Here is a 19,863-nt window from a genome sequence, read left to right on the forward strand (position 1 = left end):
TATGCCAACCAAAAAAAAACCGCCTATAGGCGGTTTTTTTATTGATGAATTCCAGTGAGTCGGTTAGTCGTCGAAACGCTGAAAAACTAAGGTTGAGTTGGTTCCGCCAAAGCCGAAGCTGTTAGACATGACGCGATTAAGCTTCACATTGTCCATGCGTTCGGTAACAACAGAGGCACCAGCTGCTTCTGGATCTAGCTCATCGATGTTGGCAGATGCGCAGATAAAATCATTTTCCATCATAAGCAAGCTGTAAATAGCTTCCTGTGCGCCGGTCGCGCCCAGTGAATGGCCGGTTAATGATTTAGTTGAGCTAACCGGTGGCATCTGGGTACCAAAAGCTTCTTTCATTGCTTTTAGTTCTTGGATGTCGCCAGCAGGAGTTGATGTGCCGTGCGAATTGATATAGTCAATATCGCCGTCAACCGTGCTCATAGCTTGCTTCATGCAGCGAAGAGCGCCTTCGCCTGAGGGAGCAACCATATCATAGCCATCAGATGTGGCGCCGTAGCCAACGAGTTCACCATAGATTTTGGCGCCACGAGCTTTTGCGTGCTCAAGGTCTTCTAGTACTAGCATGCCTGCGCCGCCAGCAATAACAAACCCGTCACGATTAGCATCGTATGCACGAGATGCCTTTTCGGGGGTCTCGTTATATTTGCTAGAAAGAGCACCCATGGCATCAAACATCACAGTCAAAGACCAATGAAGCTCTTCGCCACCGCCAGCAAAGACGACGTCCTGTTTGCCTAGTTGGATTTGCTCCATTGCATTACCGATACAGTGTGCGCTGGTGGCGCATGCGGATGTAATGGAATAGTTAACACCTTTGATTTTGAAAGGAGTGGCTAAGCAAGCGGATACGGTGCTACCCATGGTGCGTGTTACGCGGTAAGGGCCTACGCGGCGAACACCTTTAGAGCGTAGAATGTCGGCGCTTTCTACTATATCGGCTGAAGAAGCGCCGCCGGAACCAGCGATTAAGCCAGTACGCTCGTTTGAAACTTGATCTTCAGTTAGACCAGAGTCTTCAATCGCTTGCTCCATTGCGAGGTAGGAATATGCGGCTGCATTGCCCATGAATCGACGAAGCTTGCGGTCAATCTTCGAATCCAAGTCGATATCAATGCTGCCAGCTACATGGCTGCGAAAGCCCATTTCTTTGTATTCTTCCTGGAATTTTATTCCAGAGCGCCCTTGTTTTAAGGCGTCAGTGACTGTTTCTTTGTCATTACCTAGGCAGGAAATAATGCCCATTCCCGTTACTACAACGCGTCGCATATGCTGTCTCTCCTATAAAAGGATCTTCTTATTATAATCTGTTATTCGGTTACTGATTAAGGCTATTGGTGCTTAATAGTGGCCAATAGTAATGTCATAAATCAGAAAGAGTCGGTCGATGTAAATAAGCCAACACGCAGATCTTTGGCTACGTAAATTTCACGGCCATCTACCGATACAGTGCCATCAGCAATACCCATAACAAGCTTGCGCTCAATGACTCGCTTAAGCTGAATGTGGTAAGTGACTTTTTTGGCGGTCGGTAGAACTTGCCCAGTGAATTTTACTTCGCCAGAACCTAACGCGCGCCCGCGTCCTTTGTTGCCTCTCCAGCCAAGGTAAAAACCTACAATTTGCCACATGGCGTCTAAACCAAGGCAGCCCGGCATAACAGGGTCTGTTGGAAAGTGGCAATCAAAAAACCAGAGGTCTGGATTGATATCAAGTTCAGCAATGATTTCGCCTTTGCCGAATTCACCACCATCATCATTGATATGGGTGATGCGATCCATCATCAACATGTTGCCTACCGGTAAGCGTGCGTTACCTGGTCCGAACATTTCACCGTGGCCGCATTTAAGGAGGTCTTCACGGTCGAAAGAAGAAGCTTTAGTCATATGAAAAACTGTCTATCCAAAGAAAATTTAGTCAAAATATCTGGCGATTATACCGTTTTGGAGTGCTGTAAGCACGATTTGTGTCACCTTAATTTGGTAACGGCGGGTTAATCAAGCCAGAAGGCGTATAAATAGAGGGGCGAAGTGCCTTATTTAGGCACTTCTGTTTGCTGCTATATTTGCAAGTTTAATCAGTGTTTGTTTGAAAGATGTGTCACTTAGAGGTTCTAATGCTTTGATGGCGAGGTCGGCTTGTTGCTGTGCCATCTCTTCGGTATATGTAATGGCACCCGAACGGCTTACAATATTCATAATGGGTTCTAGGTCTTCAAGGCCGCCTTCGCGAATGGCTTTGCGAATGAGTTTTTTGTCGGGCTCGCTAGCAACTTTCATTGCTTGAATTAATGGTAGCGTGGGTTTGCCTTCCGCTAAATCATCACCTACATTTTTACCCATTTCTTCAGCGGTTGATTTGTAGTCCATTACATCATCGATCAACTGAAAGGCAATACCAATGTGACGACCGTAATCGCGCATGGCGACGCGTTCTTTGTCACTAGCGTCAGCTAGCAGCGCGCCAACTTCAGTAGCCGCCTCAAAGAGCATGGCCGTTTTGCCGAGAATGACCTGCATATAGGCTTCTTCAGTTGTGTCAGGGTTGCGACTGTTTAGTAGTTGCAGGACTTCGCCTTCAGCAATAACAGTCGTCGCATTTGATATGACACCCATGATAGGAAGGCTGCCGATATCAACCATTATCTGAAAGGCGCGAGAGTATAAAAAATCTCCCACAAGAACGCTTGGCGCATTGCCCCATTTCGCGTTAGCGGTATCTTTCCCGCGGCGTAATTCTGAATTATCGACAACATCATCATGCAGTAGAGTGGCTGTATGAATAAATTCAATCACAGCGGCGAGCGATATATGGCGGTCACCTTTGTACTGGCACGCATTAGCGGCTAACAATACAAGTAGCGGGCGTAATCGTTTTCCACCGCTCTCGACAATGTAGTGGCCAATTTTTTCAACCAACGGGACATTTGATCCTAAGTGGTTGATTATAAAGTCATTGACCATTTCGAATTGAGGAGCGACCTCTGGGTTAAGCTGGTATGGCTGCATGCGTCGGCTTAATAAGAAGATAAGAATGTTAGCGGCATGCTAGGGGGTGGAGGCGGTAGTGTCAAGAATAGGGTATTTTATAGTGTAAAGCTCTTGAGTTAATCAGTGGTTTGCTATAGAATTTCGCGCCCTGAGCTTGTCCAACGATTGCTCCCTACCATATGGGTTTTCCATTAGAAGTAGGTTTGTATTTCAGTAGCCGGATAAGCATAATTTGGAGAAAGACATGTTTGCAGTTATCGTAAGCGGTGGTAAGCAGTACCGTGTACAAGAAGGTCATACCCTTAAGCTAGAAAAATTGAATGCTGAAGCGGGTGCGACTATCGAATTTGACCGCGTTCTATTAGTGGGTACAGGTGACGATGTTAAAGTTGGCTTGCCAGTTGTAGAAGGCGCTAAAGTGACTGCTGAGGTGGTTGAGCATGGTCGTGGCGATAAAGTAACGATCATCAAATTCCGTCGCCGTAAGCATCACATGAAACGTCAGGGCCACCGTCAGTGGTTCACTGAAGTTAAAATCACTGGTATCAGCGCGTAAGCTGAGAACAACAGGAGATAATCCATGGCTCATAAGAAAGCTGGCGGTTCAACGCGTAACGGTCGCGACTCACAATCCAAGCGTTTGGGTGTGAAGCGTTTCGGTGGCGAAGCAGTAATCGCAGGTAATATTATCGTTCGTCAACGTGGTACTAAGTTCCACGCAGGTGTTAACGTAGGTGTTGGTAAAGACCACACGTTATTTGCTAAAGCGGATGGTGTTGTTAAGTTCGAAGTTAAAGGTCCTAACAACCGTAAGTACATCAGCATCGTTTAAGCTTAATTGCTAAACGTTTTGCTGAAAAAAAGCTCCGCAATAGCGGGGCTTTTTTTGTTTCTGAGCAGTGCTCGCGTTAATCTATATGGATTAGCCTTGGGAGAAGATAGATGAAATTTGTTGATGAAGCGACGATTACCGTCGAGGCGGGCAAAGGGGGCAATGGCTGTCTGAGCTTTCGTCGTGAAAAATATGTTCCCAGGGGCGGGCCTGACGGTGGTGATGGTGGTGACGGCGGTTCTGTTTATATGGAAGCCGACGCTGGGCTGAACACGTTGGTAGATTTCCGGTATACGCGCCAATATAAGGCGCAGACGGGGCAGGGTGGCAGTGGCAGAAACTGTACTGGGTCCAAAGGCGAAGATCTGGTGCTTATGGTTCCGGTGGGAACAACGGTTATAGATATAGATACGCAAGAGGTTTTGGCGGATCTCACTAAGGTTGGGCAGCGAGAAAAGATTGCTCAAGGTGGTTTCCATGGTCTTGGTAATACGCGATTTAAGAGCAGTGTAAACCGGACGCCACGGCAAACGACAAACGGGTCGTTAGGTGAGTTTCGTAATTTGAAGCTTGAGCTAAAAGTGCTGGCTGATGTGGGGCTGCTTGGTCTGCCAAACGCTGGTAAATCTACCTTTGTTCGTTCTGTGTCGGCTGCTACTCCGAAAGTGGCGGACTATCCTTTTACTACCTTGGTGCCGAGCCTGGGAGTGGTGAGAACTGAGCGTAACCGAAGCTTTGTTGTAGCTGATATTCCAGGGATTATTGAGGGTGCGGCTGAAGGTGCGGGCTTAGGTATACGCTTTTTACGTCATTTGGCGCGAAATCGTTTGCTGCTTCATGTTGTCGATTTGGCGCCATGGGATGAGCAAACGCCGGCGGAGTCGTCCGTTATTGTTAGGGATGAGCTGGGTAAGTTCAGTGCGACATTGGCGGAGCAGCCGCGTTGGTTGGTCTTGAATAAGATTGATATGGTTCCCGAAGAAGAGCGTGAAGAGCGATGCCAGTCAGTTATTGATGCGCTTGAGTGGGGTGGTCCTGTGTATCGAATTTCGGCGCTAGCAAAAGAGGGTTTAGAGCCGCTATTGATGGATATTCAAAACTATCTTGATCAACGTGCAGAGGCTATTGCTGCGGACCCAGAGTTGCTAGATGCTGAAAATGCGCAGCGTGATCAGATTAGTGCAGAGGCGCGAGATCATATTGAGCGGCTACGTGAGCAGGCTCGGGCGCGGCGATCTGGTGATGATCTGGATGACGATGATTTTGATGAAGATGATTATGACGTTGAGGTTGAATACGTTAAATAGTCGTTTTTGGTGATGATGTTTCGGTAGGTGTAAGGGGTGGTCTGTGGCCGCAGGTCGTGAGAAATTGCAGCATGCCCGTCGTTGGGTTGTAAAAATCGGTAGTGCCTTATTGACGAACGATGGGCAGGGGCTCGATGCGGCGGCGATTAGTCGTTGGGTTGATCAGCTGGCTGAGTTGCGGGGGCAAGGAGTTGAGATTGTCTTGGTGTCGTCTGGAGCTGTGGCTGAGGGGATGACGCGTTTAGGATGGTCCGACAGGCCGGATGAGTTGTGTCGTCTGCAGGCGGCGGCGGCTGTGGGGCAAACAGGGCTTGTGCAGGCTTATGAGGCTAACTTTCAGCGCCACGGTACACATACAGCGCAGGTGCTATTGACGCACGATGATTTGACGCATCGTAATCGTTATCTAAATGCGCGGGCTACCATGAAGACCTTGCTGGAAATGGGAGTGGTACCTGTTGTAAACGAGAATGATACCGTTGTTACGGATGAGTTTCGGTTTGGCGATAATGATACGTTGGCGGCTTTAGTTGCTAACTTGCTTGAAGCTGATGGTGTTATTTTGCTGACGGATCAGCTGGGCTTGTATACAGCCGATCCTCGTCGTGATCCTGAGGCGTATTTGTTACACGAGGTCAGGGCGGAGGATGATTCTCTGGCGGCGATGGCGGGCGGCGGCGGTAAGCTCGGTCGTGGTGGTATGGCGACTAAAGTGCGGGCTGCTCGATTGGCTGCGCGCTCAGGTGCGGTAACGGTTATTGCTAGCGGTCGAGAGGAGTCTGTTTTGTTGCGCCTGAGGGCGGGAGAGCGGCTTGGTACTTTGTTGGTGCCTGAGCGTAGCCCTATGGCAGCGCGTAAGCAGTGGATCGCTGGGCATTTGCAGGCTCGGGGTTCAATTGTGCTGGATTCGGGTGCTGTACAGGCGTTGGTCGAGCGAGGTAAGAGTTTGTTGCCTGCTGGGGTGCGTAGTATTACGGGGCACTTTACGCGTGGTGAGATGGTGTTAATGCTCGATGAGGCGGGCCGGATTGTTGCGCGTGGTTTGGTGAATTACAGTGCGGCTGATGCGCTTAAAATTATGGGTAAGCCGAGTTCTGCTATTGTTGATACGTTGGGTTATATCAGCGAAGAAGAGTTGGTGCATCGGGATAATTTGGTGTTGGCGTAAGATAAAGCCTGAACGTAAGACATAAAAAAACCGGCAGATGCCGGTTTTTTTATGTCTGTAATATTAAGCCAACGCTTTGATGCTAGCGTTCATGCGGCTTTTATTACGGGCGATTTTGTTTTTAGGAAAAACGCCTTTGTTTACAGATGCATCCATGATTGGTTGAGCAATCTTGAAGGCTTCTGTGGCAGCTGCTTTGTCGCCAGAAGCGATAGCGGCTGATACTTTTTTGATGTATGTGCGTACCATGGAGCGGAGGCTAGCATTATGCTGGCGACGAGTCTCCGCTTGGCGAGCGCGTTTACGGGATCCTGCGGAGTTGGCCACGATCCGGCTCCTTATAAGCTGAATTAGTTATCGGATTCTGACAAACGCCAGAATTTGAGACGCGAGATTATTCACATTTAAGAGGCTGATGTCAATAAAAAGGGGAAATTATATTCATAAAGGATTACCATTCGGGCTGATTGAAGGGGTATAAGGGATTAGGGCGTGGATGCACATCAAGAGCCGGTAACGGCTAAAAAACCTGTGAGTAGTTTGCTGCGTTCCAGTGGCGTGGTTGGTGTGATGACATTGTTGTCTCGTGTGTTGGGGTTGGTGAGGGATGTGGTGATTGCCAATTTATTTGGAGCCACAGGTAGTGCGGATGCGTTTTTTGTTGCTTTTAAAATTCCTAACTTCTTAAGGCGCCTCTTTGCTGAAGGTGCTTTTTCACAGGCGTTTGTTCCTGTTCTATCAGAGTACCGTACGCAGCGCACGTTGGCTGATGTTCAGCTGTTAGTCAATCGAGTAGCGGGTACGCTAGGCGCAATCTTGTTGCTGGTCACCCTAATAGCGGTGGCGGCTTCGCCAATTGTTACTGCTGTCTTTGCGCCTGGCTTCTATATGCATGAGACCGTTAAGTTCGATCTGGCTTCTGACATGTTGCGAATAACCTTTCCTTACTTGCTGCTTATCTCGTTGACGGCTTTTGCGGGCGCTATTCTCAATAGTTATGAGCGCTTTGCTGTCCCAGCCTTTACGCCGGTGTTGCTAAATGTTTGTTTAATTGGTTGTGCACTATTTTTGACTCCCATAATGGATGAGCCAGTAATGGCGTTGGCTTGGGGTGTGTTGATGGCCGGTGCGGTGCAGCTGTGTTTCCAGTTGCCGTTCTTGTGGCACTTGCGTTTATTGCCTAAGCCTAGGTGGGGTTGGCAAGATGAAGGCGTTCAGCGGATTCTCATGTTGATGCTGCCAGCGTTATTTGGTGTGTCGGTGGCTCAGATTAATTTGTTGTTAGACACCGTGTTGGCTTCTTTTTTACAAACCGGTAGCGTGTCTTGGTTGTATTATTCAGATCGTTTGTCTGAGCTTCCTTTGGGCGTCTTTGGTATTGCTATCTCTACTGTGATTTTACCGAGTTTGTCCCGTAAGCACGCCAGTCAATCAACGGACTCTTTTGCTCATACGTTGGATTGGGCTGTCAGAATGATCTTGTTAATCGGGCTTCCGTCGGCGGTAGCGCTGGTTATGTTGGCTGAGCCTTTGATTATTACCTTATTTAAATACGGCGCGATGACTGAGCGCGATGTGGCGATGTCTGCAATGAGTTTGCGGGCCTATGGCGTGGGTTTGTTGGCCTTTATGTTGATTAAGGTCTTAGCGCCCGGGTATTTCTCGCGTCAAGACATGAAAACACCGGTCAAAATTGCGATTCAGGCCATGGTGGCCAATATGGTGTTTAATTTATTGTTAATTTTTCCATTTCAGCATGTGGGCCTTGCTGCGGCGACCTCGATGTCCGCGTTTCTTAATGCCGGTTTACTTTTGCGAGGCTTGCTCAAAGAAGGTGTGTTTGTTTGGCAGCCGGGGTGGGGATTGTATCTTGTTAGGTTGATAGTGGCGCTGTTAACCCTCGCAAGTGTGATTTATTGGTTGAGCCCTAGTGTGACTCAGTGGTTGGCTGCAGATATATGGTCACGTGCTGTCCTCATGGGACGTGTTGTCGGGGCTGGAGTTGTGGCTTACTTTGCGGTGTTAGTTGGCTTGGGCATGCGATTGCGTGATATTCGGGCTTAAAGCTGCCTCGGAGGTACTCGTTGGTTAACAACTAGGCTATAATTCTGCGTTTGTTTGATTTGCTACTAGGGCGATGATGGAAGTTATTCGAGGTTTGCATAACCTGCGGGACAAGCACCGAGGCTGTGTGGCGACTATAGGCAATTTTGATGGCGTGCACCTTGGGCATCAAAAAGTGCTTGAGCAAGTCAAGAATAAAGCCCGCGATCTGGGTTTGCCGACTACTGTCATTATATTTGAGCCTCAACCGAGAGAGTTTTTTGGTGGGGATGCTGTCCCGGCTAGACTAACGCGCTTTGACGAAAAAGTGCGATTACTAGCGGATCAAGAAATCGACCGCGTGCTGTGTTTGCCCTTTAATGAGCAACTAAGGCAGATGACAGCAGCCGAATTTGTGGAAAGCTTGTTGTTGAAAGGGCTTGCTGTTCAACATTTTGTTGTTGGTGATGACTTTCGTTTTGGTTGTGACCGTGCCGGCGATTACGCCATGCTGTGTGAAGTGGGGCATGAACAAGGCTTTTCGGTTGAACACACACTGACTTACACGGTTGGTGAGGAAAGAGTAAGTAGCACTCGTATACGTAAGGCCTTGGCAGAACATGATTTTGTGCTGGCACAAGCCTTGTTAGGGCGGCCTTATCGTATAACTGGGCGTGTAATGCATGGTCAAAAATTGGGACGGCAGTTAGGTGTGCCCACAGCAAACGTGAGAATGCATCGTTTTGCCGCACCGCTGCGTGGTGTCTATACCGTAAGCGTTCAGTTGGCGGGGCGGCCATTAGCCAATGGAGTATGTAACATTGGTTTGAGGCCTACCGTGGGCGGGACGCGCCCTGTGCTAGAGGTGCATCTACTGGATTTTAGTGGTGACCTGTATGGCAAATTACTCAGTGTAGAATTTAAAACGTTTCTGCGAAGCGAGCAGAAATTCGATGGGCTAGAGCAGCTCAAATCCGCATTATTTACCGATATTCAAGCGGCAAAGGACTTTTTCTTGTCGCAAAACTCATCTGGAAGACAGGCATGACCGATTATAAAGCGACATTGAATTTACCGGATACAGCTTTCCCTATGCGTGGCAATCTTGCTAAACGCGAACCCGATATGCTTAAGGCATGGCAGGATAAGGGGCTTTATCAAAAAATTCGTGAAATTAGCGCCGGTCGTCCTGTGTTTATTTTGCATGATGGCCCTCCTTACGCTAATGGCAATATTCACTTGGGGCATGCTGTTAACAAAGTGCTAAAAGATATTATTGTTAAAGCGAAAACACTGGATGGTTACGATGCGCCTTATGTCCCAGGTTGGGACTGTCATGGCTTACCTATAGAACACAAGGTCGAAGTAACTTACGGTAAAAATATGGGCGCGGACAAAACGCGTGAGCTGTGCCGTGAATATGCGCAAACTCAGATTGAAGGCCAAAAAGAGGACTTCATTCGGTTGGGTGTTTTTGCTGATTGGGACAATCCGTATAAAACCATGGATTTTGCTAATGAGGCTGGAGAAATTCGCGCCTTAGCTAAAATGGTTGAGGGTGGTTATGTCTTCAAAGGGCTAAAGCCTGTTAACTGGTGCTTTGATTGCGGTTCGGCTTTGGCTGAGGCTGAAGTGGAATACCAAGATAAAAAATCACTGGCTATTGATGTTGCTTTCCACTGTGTTGAAGCGGATAAATTGGCGACTGCATTTGGCCTTAACGAACTGACTAAGCCCGCCTTTGCTGTTATTTGGACGACAACCCCTTGGACGATTCCAGCCAACCAAGCGATGAATATTCACCCTGAGTTTGAGTATGCGTTAGTTGATACGGGTGATCGTCTATTGTTACTTGCGGCTGATTTGGTTGAAGAGTCATTAGCGCGCTATGAACTTGAAGGCACGGTTGTAGCTAAGGCTGAAGGGCAAACGTTAGAGCATATTAACTTCCAGCATCCACTCTATGATCGTTTGTCGCCTTTGTATTTGGCTGACTATGTTGGGATCGATGCGGGTACAGGTATTGTTCACTCCGCTCCTGCTTATGGTGAGGATGACTTCGCAACATGTCGCCACTATGGCATGGCTTTTGATCAAATACTCAATTTGGTCAAAGCAGATGGGGTTTACATCGAGGATCTTCCATTCTTTGGCGGTATGTCTATTTGGGATGCGAATCCAGAGATTGTCACTAAGCTAAGTGAAGCGGATCGGTTGCTAAGCTGTAAAACGATTAAGCATAGTTATATGCACTGCTGGCGCCATAAAACGCCTCTTATTTATCGTGCTACGGCTCAGTGGTTTGTTGGCATGGATAAACAGGCTTCTAATGGTGATACGTTACGCGAGCAGGCGTTAAGTGCTATAGAGCAAACGAAATTTGTCCCTGCGTGGGGTAAGCCGCGTTTACACGGCATGATCGTCAACCGCCCTGATTGGTGTATTTCCCGACAGCGGAACTGGGGTGTGCCTATCCCGTTCTTCTTGCATAAGGAAAGCGGTGAGCTTCACCCGAACACTGTTGCGCTAATGGAGCAGGTCGCGCTGAAAGTCGAGCAAGAGGGTATCGAGGCGTGGTTTAAGCTGGATGCCGCTGAGTTGCTGGGGAATGAGGCTGATCAGTACGAAAAAGTTACCGATACGCTGGATGTGTGGTTTGACTCTGGGACAACGCATTGGCATGTATTACGTGGTTCGCACTCAATGGGGCATGAACAAGGCCCGCGTGCCGATTTGTACTTAGAAGGTTCTGATCAGCACCGAGGGTGGTTCCATTCGTCGTTGTTGACAGGCTGTGCAATTGACGGTCATGCGCCGTATCGTGAGTTGCTCACTCATGGTTTCACCGTCGATGAAAAAGGCTACAAAATGTCTAAGTCGCTAGGGAACGTCATTGTTCCTCAAGAAGTGACCGATACATTAGGCGCCGATATATTACGTTTGTGGATCGCCTCTACTGACTATTCAGGAGAGATGGCGGTATCTAAGCAGATTTTGCAACGTACGGCTGACTCTTATCGTCGAATCCGTAATACGTCGCGCTTTTTGTTGGCGAACCTAAATGGTTTTAATCCCGAAACAGATCTGGTTGCGCCTGATGATATGCTGGCTCTAGACCGTTGGGCGGTTGATGCGGCTGCACAGTTACAAGTAAAAGTAATTGAAGCTTACAATAGCTACCGTTTCCTGGATGTATATCAACAGGTTCATCATTTCTGTGTTCAAGAATTGGGTGGTTTCTATTTAGATATCATTAAAGACCGTCAATACACCACAAAAGCAGATAGTTTAGCGCGCCACTCCTGTCAGACGGCTTTGTTCCATATCGCGCAAGCGCTGACACGATGGATAGCGCCTATTCTTAGCTTTACGTCTGATGAGATTTACGAAGCGTTGCCTGGTGAAGGTAAAAAAGAAAGTATTTTCTTAGATGCATGGTATACCAACTTATTTGAGTTGAGCGCGGACGATAGCTTTGGGCGTGATTTTTGGGGTCGTATTTTAGCCTTAAAAGACGCAGTGAATAAATCACTTGAGCAGGCGCGGACAGAGAAACTGGTAAAAGCTTCTTTATCGACTGAGATTACCTTGTATGTCGACGATGAAATATATCAGGACTTGCAGCGCTTGAAAGATGAAGTGCGGTTTGTGCTTATTACATCGGAAGTCATTCTGAAGCCGATATCGGAAGCAGTGGACACGCGTGATACAGAGCTGCCGGGCTTGAAAGTGTCTTTGAAAACGTCCGAACATGCTAAATGTGAGCGTTGCTGGCATCACCGTGAGGACGTGGGGACGCATAACGACCACCCTGAGTTGTGCAGTCGTTGTATTGAAAACGTATATGGTGAAGGTGAAGCGCGACAGTTCGCATAATGAATTATGGATTTACCTACTTCTACTATGAATAAACGAACAGGGTCACTGTCGTGGTTGTGGCTAACGGCAGTGGTTATCGCATTAGATTTGGGCACCAAGTATATAGCTGATACGACGCTGAATTATGGTGACCCACACTCGATACTACCGGTGTTAGATATGACGTTGCTCTACAATACAGGAGCTGCGTTTAGCTTTTTGGCCCAAGCCGCAGGGTGGCAACGCTGGCTGTTTGTGCTCATTGCGATCGCTGTGAGTATTATGTTGACCGTATGGCTTAAGCGCACGGATAAAGCGCAATGGTGGCTTGGTATGGGGCTGGCTTTAATTCTTGGTGGTGCAATCGGTAACTTATATGACCGGATAGTCCAAGGTTATGTGGTGGATTTTATTTCAGTCCACTACAACGCTTACTATTTTCCTGCATTTAATCTGGCGGATACCGCTATTACGATTGGGGCTGCTTTGTTGATTATCGATATGATATTTTTAGAAAAGCAACGCGAGCCTGCATCAGATCAAACATAAAGTTGGAGTACAAATGAGTCAGTTAGTTATCGGCCCAGAAACTAAAGTGACACTGCACTTTGAGATACGTTTAGAAAATGGTGATGTTGTTGATAGTAACTTTGACAAACAACCTGCCAGCTTTTCGATCGGAGACGGTAGCATGTTGGCCGGTTTTGAGGCCGCTTTATTTGGTTTGAAAGTGGGTGAGCGAAAGGTATTAGCGATAACGCCAGAGCATGGCTTTGGGATGCCTAATCCTAGTAATCTGCATAAGATTGAGCGTGGCAACTTTGCCGATATTGATTTAGAACCAGGAGTGGTGGTGTCTTTTCAAGACCCAAGTGGTGAGCTGCCAGGTGTTATTCGCTCTTTTGATGATCAATTTGTTGAAGTGGATTTTAACCATCCACTTGCCGGTAAGCATCTTGAATTTGAAGTGGAAATAATCGATATAGCCGCTTAATGTAAGCATGGAATTCTTCGGGCCATGGATGGTCTTGTCTTTCTTGAGTGTTACTTTTTGACAACATATGTCTATTAAGTGGCAACCTCACTCATGTCAACATATACTTGATTTAATCTGTTTGGTTTTTATACAGTTTTCATCCGTACAATTCATCAAACGTCAAGGATGATGACAGCGGCAAGGAATACAATCGGCATGGTTCGTACACTAAGTTTTTGGCGGTTATTACTATGCGCTTGATGCGTGGATTTACATTAATTGAACTGATGGTCACGATTGCTGTGCTGGCTATTATTGTGACGATAGGTATTCCTGGTTTTTCGAATCTTATCCGTAATACTACAGCATCGGGTTTGAGCAATGACATGGTAGGAGCATTTCAGTTTGCGCGCAGCGAAGCTGTGAATCGTAACGAGCTCGTGGGAGTTTGCTCAGGTCAAACGGTAGCTGCTTGCGGTGCAGGTTGGACAAATGGCTGGATCGTCTTTGTTGTTAGTGATGGCTCTATCCTAAGGCGTTGGGAAGCGCCTGACTCAGACGCGATTATTAATCAAGATGCTGGCGCCAATAGCACTATTGTATTTGGCGGTGATGGTAGAGCTGTAAGCGCAACTAATATTAATATGAACATCGATGGCTGCACGGATAATGAAGAGCGCGTATTAAGTATAAATACGTTAGGGCGTGTATCGATTCGTCGAGTTGCCTGTGCCACATCTTCAAGCAGTTAATAAGTCAGTAAAAAAACGCGGGGCGTAGAGTTGAGCGAAAAGTTACCTGAGTATGTGCGCCGTCAAGGTGGCGTAGGTTTGATTGAAGTGCTAGTGACATTAATCGTTTTGTCGATTGGGTTGTTAGGTTTTGCGTCATTACAAGTTCGCTCTGTTCAAATGAATCAAAGTGCAATGTCGCGAACCCAAGCGATTAATGCCGCTTATGATATTGTCGACCGAGTTATGGTTAACAAATCAGCAGCAGCGTTAAATACCTACGCTATCGCTATCGGCGCTGCGCCACCTAGCATGCCCACTACTATTAATTCACCAACGACAAGGGCTCAAGCTGATTTAAATGAATGGTTTCAGCAGGTTCAGCAGTTACCCTCAGGTGATGCCAGCTTAACTATAGTTGGCGCTAATGAGCAGCTAGCAGTCATAGTGTGCTGGGATGATGAGCGTGGCCAAGGCGGAGCTTCAAGTGCTGGAAACTGTGGTGCTGATGGTTTGACCTTTTTTCGATTTCTGGCTGATATCTAATGAATAAAAAGTGCATTTGTAAGCAAAGCCAAGCGGGTTTTTCATTAATAGAGTTAATGGTCGCCTTGGTGCTTGGGCTAGTGCTGATGGGCGCTGTTGTTAATAGTTTTTTAAGCTCTAGCCAAACCTATCGGGTTCAAGAAGCTTTGTCTCGCTCGCAAGAGTCAGCTCGATTTGCGTTAGAAATTATAGGGCAAGAATTGAGGATGGCTGGGTTTGATAACCCTAGAGGAGCTGTTTTGCAGGGGTTTGTGGCAACGGAGGCTGATGCTAATTTGCCTTCTCCTGCTAGTGTACTTGATACGAGAACCAGCGAAGTTATTTATATTGTGGCGCACGGAGATGGCGGCGATCTTTCCATTTATGTGGCTCCTGATGGTCAATCTGGGTTGCCAACATTGTATATAGATAACCAGCCTAGCGTTGAAGGTGTCGCGGATATTCAGCTTGAATACGGTATAAACAATGGTTCAGATTTGGACGAGGTCGATCAATTTCAAACAGCGGCCCTTGTTCCGGATTGGGAAGATGTGATCGCCGTAAGGGTTAACCTGCTCGTTTCTGCAGGGGATGCGGGTTTAGTTGATAATGCAATGACCTTTGCCGCAGGCACTCCTTTTAATGGATTTGATACCAGCGATCGTCGGATGTACCAAGTTTTTTCTACTACCGTTGCTTTACGTAATGCGATGTTAAATAAATAAACAGGGGTTTGGGTTTTATGGCACGGGATGACCGTCATTGTCGCTACACACAGAAAGAGTCAGGAGCCGCGTTGATTGTTGCTCTTGTGATGCTCTTGTTGATGGCTATTATCGGTGTTACTGCGATGCAAGGTGTCACATTGCAGGAAAAAATGACCGGCAATATGCGCGATAATCAAACGGCACTGTTTGCTGGTGAAATAGCATTAGACTACGCTGAAAGTTGGGTGGACTCTGAAGTAAATCCACCCGATAGCACAAGTTATGATGATTGTTCCGGTTGTGACGTGATAGGCACGGCGGTGTCAGATGATAACCCTACAGAGGTTGGGTTGCTTGGAGGTGATGCCGCTTATACCGCTTGGAAAAACCGAGCTAAAACGTTTGGTAATAACGTATTGGGCAATATAGCCGCTACTGATATTGATGGCCTTGCCGCGCAGCCTGAGTTCTTATTGGAATTCATGCTACCTTCTAGCAGTGTTGATCCAGAAGATTACTTTGATGGGACCGGCATAGACACGTCTTCGGTGTCATGCACTAAGCCTGATACCTTCAACACTGGGGAAGGTGTCACTAAATACGATTATTGTTACCGCATTACAGCCGAAGCATTAGGGGCAAGTGATCAAGGTAAAGTGATTCTCCAAACCGAATATATCAAGCGTTATAACTGAGGAAGATATATGCGTTTTTTTGATGTTAAGTTATTGGTAGCAAGCTTGTTGTGCTTCATGTCTCTCCATAGTGCAGCAGGCCAGTTAGGATTGGCAGCCAGTCCTTTGACCGTGTCTACCAATGCACTGCCTAATATTATGTTGCTGGTGGATACATCTGGAAGTATGAATGCCATCATAGAAGATGATGGCTATACAGGTCCTAGTACAGCAGTGGACCAGTGGGACTATCGTGATACGAATAGCGGTAGTCTTTCAGATTGGTGGGCTTGGACTGAAATAGATTTGATCGCGGGTTATGTTAGCAGGGGGGCTTTACGTCAAGGGGAGTGTAGTTTTGGGTATTTTCAATTTAGAAAACAGTCAACTAATGAATCCAAATGCCTTGCAATCCCGGCTGCCTTGGATAGTGACAATAATAGTCTAGGCAACAGCACGCTCTACTCCGCTGGATATCTTACTTATTTGTTGAACACTTATGCTAACAATACTAATTTGTCGGGGGTTATACCGACAGAATATCGCATGGACGTTGCAAAAGAGGTAGCAAAAGAGCTTATCGAACAAACAAGCCCTGCTGGTAGCCCTAAAGCACGGTTTGGTTTAAGCCGCTTCAACGGCTCTACCAATAACGGTGCATTAATGTTAGCCGCCTGTAACCAAGATACATCAAACATTACGGGTAATAATATTATTAGCTCAATAGACAGCTTGTCCGCATTCGGTGCTACGCCACTCGCTGAAGCGTTGTATGACGTGACACGGTATTTTAGAGGACTGTCTAGTACATATGGTAACTTCTCCAATTTATTGTTTCCTAGCCCTATTCAATATAGGTGCCAGCAAAATTTCGCCATTGTATTAACTGATGGCTTTCCCACATTAGATAATAATTTTCCTAATAACGATTCCTATGGTGTGAGTTCTGAAAATTCAGGAAAAAATTTGCCTGATTGGGACGGCTTAAGTCCTACTACTCTGGAAGGCCAATATCCTAACTTCCCTCAGTATTCTGATGGATACGATGTGAATAGCACTTCTGGAAGTGCTGAGGGAACCACGCTGTATTTAGATGACATTGCATTATTTGCTCAAGAGTTAGACCTTAAACCAAATGGTAGTGAGTTAGATAATGACGGGAAAAGTTATAACGACCCTAACTTTCTGCAGCAAAACCTCAATACTTATACTGTGGGCTTTAGTATTGATAACCAGATGTTAAACGATGCTGCAGAATACGGTACGGGAGAGGCTTTTACAGCTAATAATAGGGAGCAGCTACTGGCAGCCTTAACCGCTGCAGTGGACTCAATCATCGCGCGCTCCGGCTCTGCTGCTTCTGCGGCGGCTAGTTCAGGTAGCGTGCAAGAAGGTACGAAGGTTTATCAGGCTCGTTTCAACAGTAGTGATTGGTCTGGTCAACTCTTAGCGTTTGAATTTGATGAAGATGGAAATTTAGATACGTCCAATACGGCGGTATCCGAAGGTGCGCTATGGGATGCCGGTTCGAATATTCCTGCTTGGAGCGCAAGAAATATTTTCAGCAATAACACTAGTGGCGGCATTCGTTTTCGTTGGGGGCAGTTCACTGCTTTAGAAAAACTAGACTACTTCAGTAACAATCAATCTTTACTGCAGTATATCCGAGGACGCCAAGGCTTTGATGAGTTCAGAGCAAGAACCTCTCTGTTAGGCGATATCGTGAACTCAACCCCTAAGTTCCAAGGTCCGCCCGATTCAGACTATTCTGAAAGTTTAGAGTCGGAAAGCTATGCCAGTTTCAAAACGACTTATGCCAATCGAGACCCATTAGTATATGTAGGTGCCAATGATGGCATGCTCCATGCCTTTGATGCTGAAACAGGTACCGAACGTATGGCCTTCATCCCCAGTGCTGTGTTGCCTAACTTGGAGTCTTTATCAGATACCGGGTATTCACATCAATATTTCGTCGATGGTACCCCAACCATTCGGGATGCCTTTGTGGGGGGCGAATGGCGAACAATTCTAGTTGGGGGGCTTAACCTAGGTGGTAAGTCTATTTACGCATTAGATGTCACCGATCCTTCTCAATTTAGTGAATCGAATGATAACGCACAGCAGCTATTCAAATGGGAGTTCACTAATGAAGGTTTGGGCTTTACCTATAGCCAGCCTCTGATTGTGAAGCTGCATGATGGAAAATGGTATGCCGTTTTCGGTAGCGGGTACAACCCCGACATAGCAGACGGTGATGGACGTATTTTTATTGTCGATTTAGATACCGGGACGCTTACCAAAACGCTGACAACGAACGTCGGTATCGTTGAGGACTTGACGGGCTTAGCCCGTCCTAATGGTATTGGTAAAATAGCTCCGGTTGATTTAAATAACGATAATGTGGTCGATTATATTTATGCTGGTGACCTCTTTGGTAACTTGTGGAAGTTTGATCTGACAGGCTCAAGTCCAAGCGATTGGGCGTTAGATTATAAGTTATTTGAAGCATGCAGCGGTGTCTGTACTAATAGCGTTACGAGCCTTTTGAGCGATAATCACCAAGCTATTACAACCCAGCCTGTTGTCGGTAGTCATTCATCAGGAAAAGGGGTAATGGTGTATTTCGGGACGGGCAAATACTTAGAAACGACCGATAACAACGGTGCATCGGGCGGGGTTCAGAGTATTTATGGTATCTGGGATACAGGTGACCCGAACGGGGTCTCAGGTAGATCACAGCTGCAAGAGCAGAGTATTATGACAGAAGGTACCCATACCTTTACGGATGATAATGATACAGAAACTACCAGTGATGATACGTCTGTTTCTAACGAGTATCGAATTACTACCTCAATCCCATTAGAGGCGAATGATAAAGGGTGGTATCTAGATTTAGTCTCACCAACTAATGGTGAAGAAGGCGAGCGTCAAGTTACCGATATCGTCTTGCGGCGCGGAGTTTTGTATTTTAATACCAGTATCCCAGAAGCTGATACATGCAGCCCTACGGGTACATCATGGCTGATGGCCGTGAATGCTGAAAATGGCAATGCGACGCATAGTTCTACCTTCGATTATAACCAAGATGGTGTTTATGATGATGAAGATAAGGTCTCTGATGTTATTGCCTCTGGTATCAAATCTGACTCCAATGCGGCGCCGGTTATTCTTGCAGGCGATAATCAAGATGTTGTAATAGGTAACGATAGTTGCGACGGCACTGATTCATGTATAGAAGGAGTGAACAAAGGTACAGGTTTAGGACGCCAGTATTGGAGGCAAATTTTTCAATGAAATATTTAAAAGACTTTCTTAAAATGGGTGTTGTGAGTATCTCTTTACTTACATCAGGGCTATCTTTTGCATTGAATGGTCAAGGTAATATTGAAAGCATCAATAGGACAAAAGCCGTTATTATAACTATCGCGGGTGTTTCGTACCGTGTTCCGCGCAATTTGAAAATAAGCATTGGCCCTGAGAAAATTTATTCTGCTGATCTTAATGAAGGGGATTTGGTGGCCTTTGAAGCAACAGAACCAAAGAATGGCCAATTACCAAAAATTACATCAATGGAAGTGGTGCTTTATTAATGCCTCATAAATCAAAAGGTTTTACCCTAATAGAGCTGATGATTACTGTTGCTATTATTGGTATTTTGGCTGCTATTGCTTATCCTGCTTATCAAAATTTTGTATTACAGTCTTGGCGGGAGTCAGCTAAAGGGTGTTTGTTGGAGTTGTCTCAAGCCATGGAACGAGGGTTCTCAACCAGCTCTCCAATGGCATATACGAACGCGATACCTGGGTTGGCTTGTACTTCTGATTCAGGTATGGACAGCCGATACACTTTTGCTTTCAGTGTAAATACGACCACCACTTACACAATTACGGCGACTCCTTCTGGAGCTCAAGCTGGCGATGATTGCGGTACTTTAAGTATGGATCATACGGGTAGCAGAGGTGCTAGTTCTGGATCTAATTGTTGGTAAATTTAAGGGAGGTTTAAATTTGCCAAGCTAATTTACATTCTTAATTCATTGT

General features: G+C 46.5%; 20 protein-coding genes. 16 read left to right on the forward strand and 4 right to left on the reverse strand.

The window, feature by feature from the left end; genetic code table 11:
• Positions 1–63: 63 nt before the first annotated feature.
• The 3 genes from fabB to OW491_RS04210 form a co-directional block, all read right to left on the reverse strand.
• The gene (gene fabB / locus OW491_RS04200) at positions 64–1,281 is read right to left on the reverse strand and encodes a beta-ketoacyl-ACP synthase I (protein WP_075174161.1); all 1,218 of its coding nucleotides are present in this window, start codon (positions 1,279–1,281) and stop codon (positions 64–66) included.
• Between the two features lie 101 nt (positions 1,282–1,382).
• Positions 1,383–1,898 carry a 3-hydroxyacyl-[acyl-carrier-protein] dehydratase FabA gene (fabA, locus tag OW491_RS04205; RefSeq protein ID WP_075174162.1) on the reverse strand — a complete coding sequence of 172 codons (516 nt, stop codon included), beginning with the start codon at positions 1,896–1,898 and terminating at the stop codon, positions 1,383–1,385.
• A 153-nt stretch (positions 1,899–2,051) separates the two neighbouring features.
• Positions 2,052–3,020: a polyprenyl synthetase family protein gene (locus tag OW491_RS04210; protein WP_075179681.1), complete on the reverse strand. Its 969-nt coding sequence runs from the start codon at positions 3,018–3,020 to the stop codon at positions 2,052–2,054.
• Between the two features lie 226 nt (positions 3,021–3,246).
• Between OW491_RS04210 and rplU the strand changes: the two genes are divergently transcribed.
• From rplU to proB, 4 genes are all read left to right on the forward strand, one after another.
• Complete coding sequence (gene rplU / locus OW491_RS04215) at positions 3,247–3,558, forward strand: 50S ribosomal protein L21 (protein ID WP_075174164.1); 312 nt, start codon at positions 3,247–3,249, stop codon at positions 3,556–3,558.
• Positions 3,559–3,582: 24 nt separating this feature from the next.
• The gene (gene rpmA / locus OW491_RS04220) at positions 3,583–3,834 is read left to right on the forward strand and encodes a 50S ribosomal protein L27 (RefSeq protein ID WP_075174165.1); all 252 of its coding nucleotides are present in this window, start codon (positions 3,583–3,585) and stop codon (positions 3,832–3,834) included.
• Between the two features lie 110 nt (positions 3,835–3,944).
• The gene (gene cgtA, locus OW491_RS04225; RefSeq protein WP_290034786.1) at positions 3,945–5,141 is read left to right on the forward strand and encodes an Obg family GTPase CgtA; all 1,197 of its coding nucleotides are present in this window, start codon (positions 3,945–3,947) and stop codon (positions 5,139–5,141) included.
• A 43-nt stretch (positions 5,142–5,184) separates the two neighbouring features.
• Positions 5,185–6,309 (forward strand): glutamate 5-kinase, encoded by a 1,125-nt coding sequence (gene proB / locus OW491_RS04230; protein WP_290034788.1) that lies wholly within the window; start codon positions 5,185–5,187, stop codon positions 6,307–6,309.
• Positions 6,310–6,372: 63 nt separating this feature from the next.
• On the opposite strand, the gene rpsT is transcribed toward proB, so the two are convergent.
• Positions 6,373–6,636: a 30S ribosomal protein S20 gene (gene rpsT / locus OW491_RS04235; RefSeq protein ID WP_075174168.1), complete on the reverse strand. Its 264-nt coding sequence runs from the start codon at positions 6,634–6,636 to the stop codon at positions 6,373–6,375.
• 165 nt (positions 6,637–6,801) lie between these two features.
• On the opposite strand from rpsT, the gene murJ reads away from it, so the two are divergent.
• The 12 genes from murJ to OW491_RS04295 all read left to right on the forward strand — a co-directional run bounded on the left by murJ (position 6,802) and on the right by OW491_RS04295 (position 19,811).
• Complete coding sequence (gene murJ, locus OW491_RS04240) at positions 6,802–8,373, forward strand: murein biosynthesis integral membrane protein MurJ (RefSeq protein ID WP_290034789.1); 1,572 nt, start codon at positions 6,802–6,804, stop codon at positions 8,371–8,373.
• Between the two features lie 76 nt (positions 8,374–8,449).
• Positions 8,450–9,400, forward strand: a complete 951-nt coding sequence (ribF, locus tag OW491_RS04245; RefSeq protein WP_075174169.1) for a bifunctional riboflavin kinase/FAD synthetase — start codon at positions 8,450–8,452, stop codon at positions 9,398–9,400.
• Positions 9,397–12,228, forward strand: a complete 2,832-nt coding sequence (gene ileS, locus OW491_RS04250) for an isoleucine--tRNA ligase (RefSeq protein ID WP_290034790.1) — start codon at positions 9,397–9,399, stop codon at positions 12,226–12,228. The genes ribF and ileS overlap by 4 nt, the downstream gene beginning before the upstream one ends.
• A gap of 6 nt (positions 12,229–12,234) precedes the next feature.
• Positions 12,235–12,759 carry a signal peptidase II gene (gene lspA / locus OW491_RS04255; RefSeq protein ID WP_075174171.1) on the forward strand — a complete coding sequence of 175 codons (525 nt, stop codon included), beginning with the start codon at positions 12,235–12,237 and terminating at the stop codon, positions 12,757–12,759.
• A 13-nt stretch (positions 12,760–12,772) separates the two neighbouring features.
• Positions 12,773–13,204, forward strand: coding sequence for a peptidylprolyl isomerase (locus tag OW491_RS04260; RefSeq protein WP_075174172.1), 432 nt, complete (start codon positions 12,773–12,775; stop codon positions 13,202–13,204).
• Between the two features lie 233 nt (positions 13,205–13,437).
• The gene (locus tag OW491_RS04265) at positions 13,438–13,938 is read left to right on the forward strand and encodes a GspH/FimT family pseudopilin (RefSeq protein WP_290034793.1); all 501 of its coding nucleotides are present in this window, start codon (positions 13,438–13,440) and stop codon (positions 13,936–13,938) included.
• A gap of 30 nt (positions 13,939–13,968) precedes the next feature.
• Positions 13,969–14,463: a type IV pilus modification protein PilV gene (gene pilV / locus OW491_RS04270; RefSeq protein WP_178967747.1), complete on the forward strand. Its 495-nt coding sequence runs from the start codon at positions 13,969–13,971 to the stop codon at positions 14,461–14,463.
• The gene (locus OW491_RS04275) at positions 14,463–15,167 is read left to right on the forward strand and encodes a PilW family protein (RefSeq protein WP_290034796.1); all 705 of its coding nucleotides are present in this window, start codon (positions 14,463–14,465) and stop codon (positions 15,165–15,167) included. The genes pilV and OW491_RS04275 overlap by 1 nt, the downstream gene beginning before the upstream one ends.
• 17 nt (positions 15,168–15,184) lie before the next feature.
• The gene (locus OW491_RS04280; RefSeq protein WP_075179686.1) at positions 15,185–15,844 is read left to right on the forward strand and encodes a PilX N-terminal domain-containing pilus assembly protein; all 660 of its coding nucleotides are present in this window, start codon (positions 15,185–15,187) and stop codon (positions 15,842–15,844) included.
• A gap of 9 nt (positions 15,845–15,853) precedes the next feature.
• A complete protein-coding gene (locus tag OW491_RS04285) occupies positions 15,854–19,117 on the forward strand; it encodes a PilC/PilY family type IV pilus protein (RefSeq protein WP_290034799.1) in 3,264 nt (1,087 codons plus the stop codon).
• Positions 19,114–19,413: a hypothetical protein gene (locus tag OW491_RS04290; RefSeq protein WP_290034801.1), complete on the forward strand. Its 300-nt coding sequence runs from the start codon at positions 19,114–19,116 to the stop codon at positions 19,411–19,413. The genes OW491_RS04285 and OW491_RS04290 overlap by 4 nt, the downstream gene beginning before the upstream one ends.
• Positions 19,413–19,811: a type IV pilin protein gene (locus OW491_RS04295; RefSeq protein ID WP_290034802.1), complete on the forward strand. Its 399-nt coding sequence runs from the start codon at positions 19,413–19,415 to the stop codon at positions 19,809–19,811. The genes OW491_RS04290 and OW491_RS04295 overlap by 1 nt, the downstream gene beginning before the upstream one ends.
• The last annotated feature ends 52 nt before the right edge of the window (positions 19,812–19,863 follow it).

This window comes from Neptunomonas sp. CHC150 (genome assembly GCF_030397555.1).
GTDB lineage: Bacteria > Pseudomonadota > Gammaproteobacteria > Pseudomonadales > Balneatricaceae > Neptunomonas > Neptunomonas phycophila.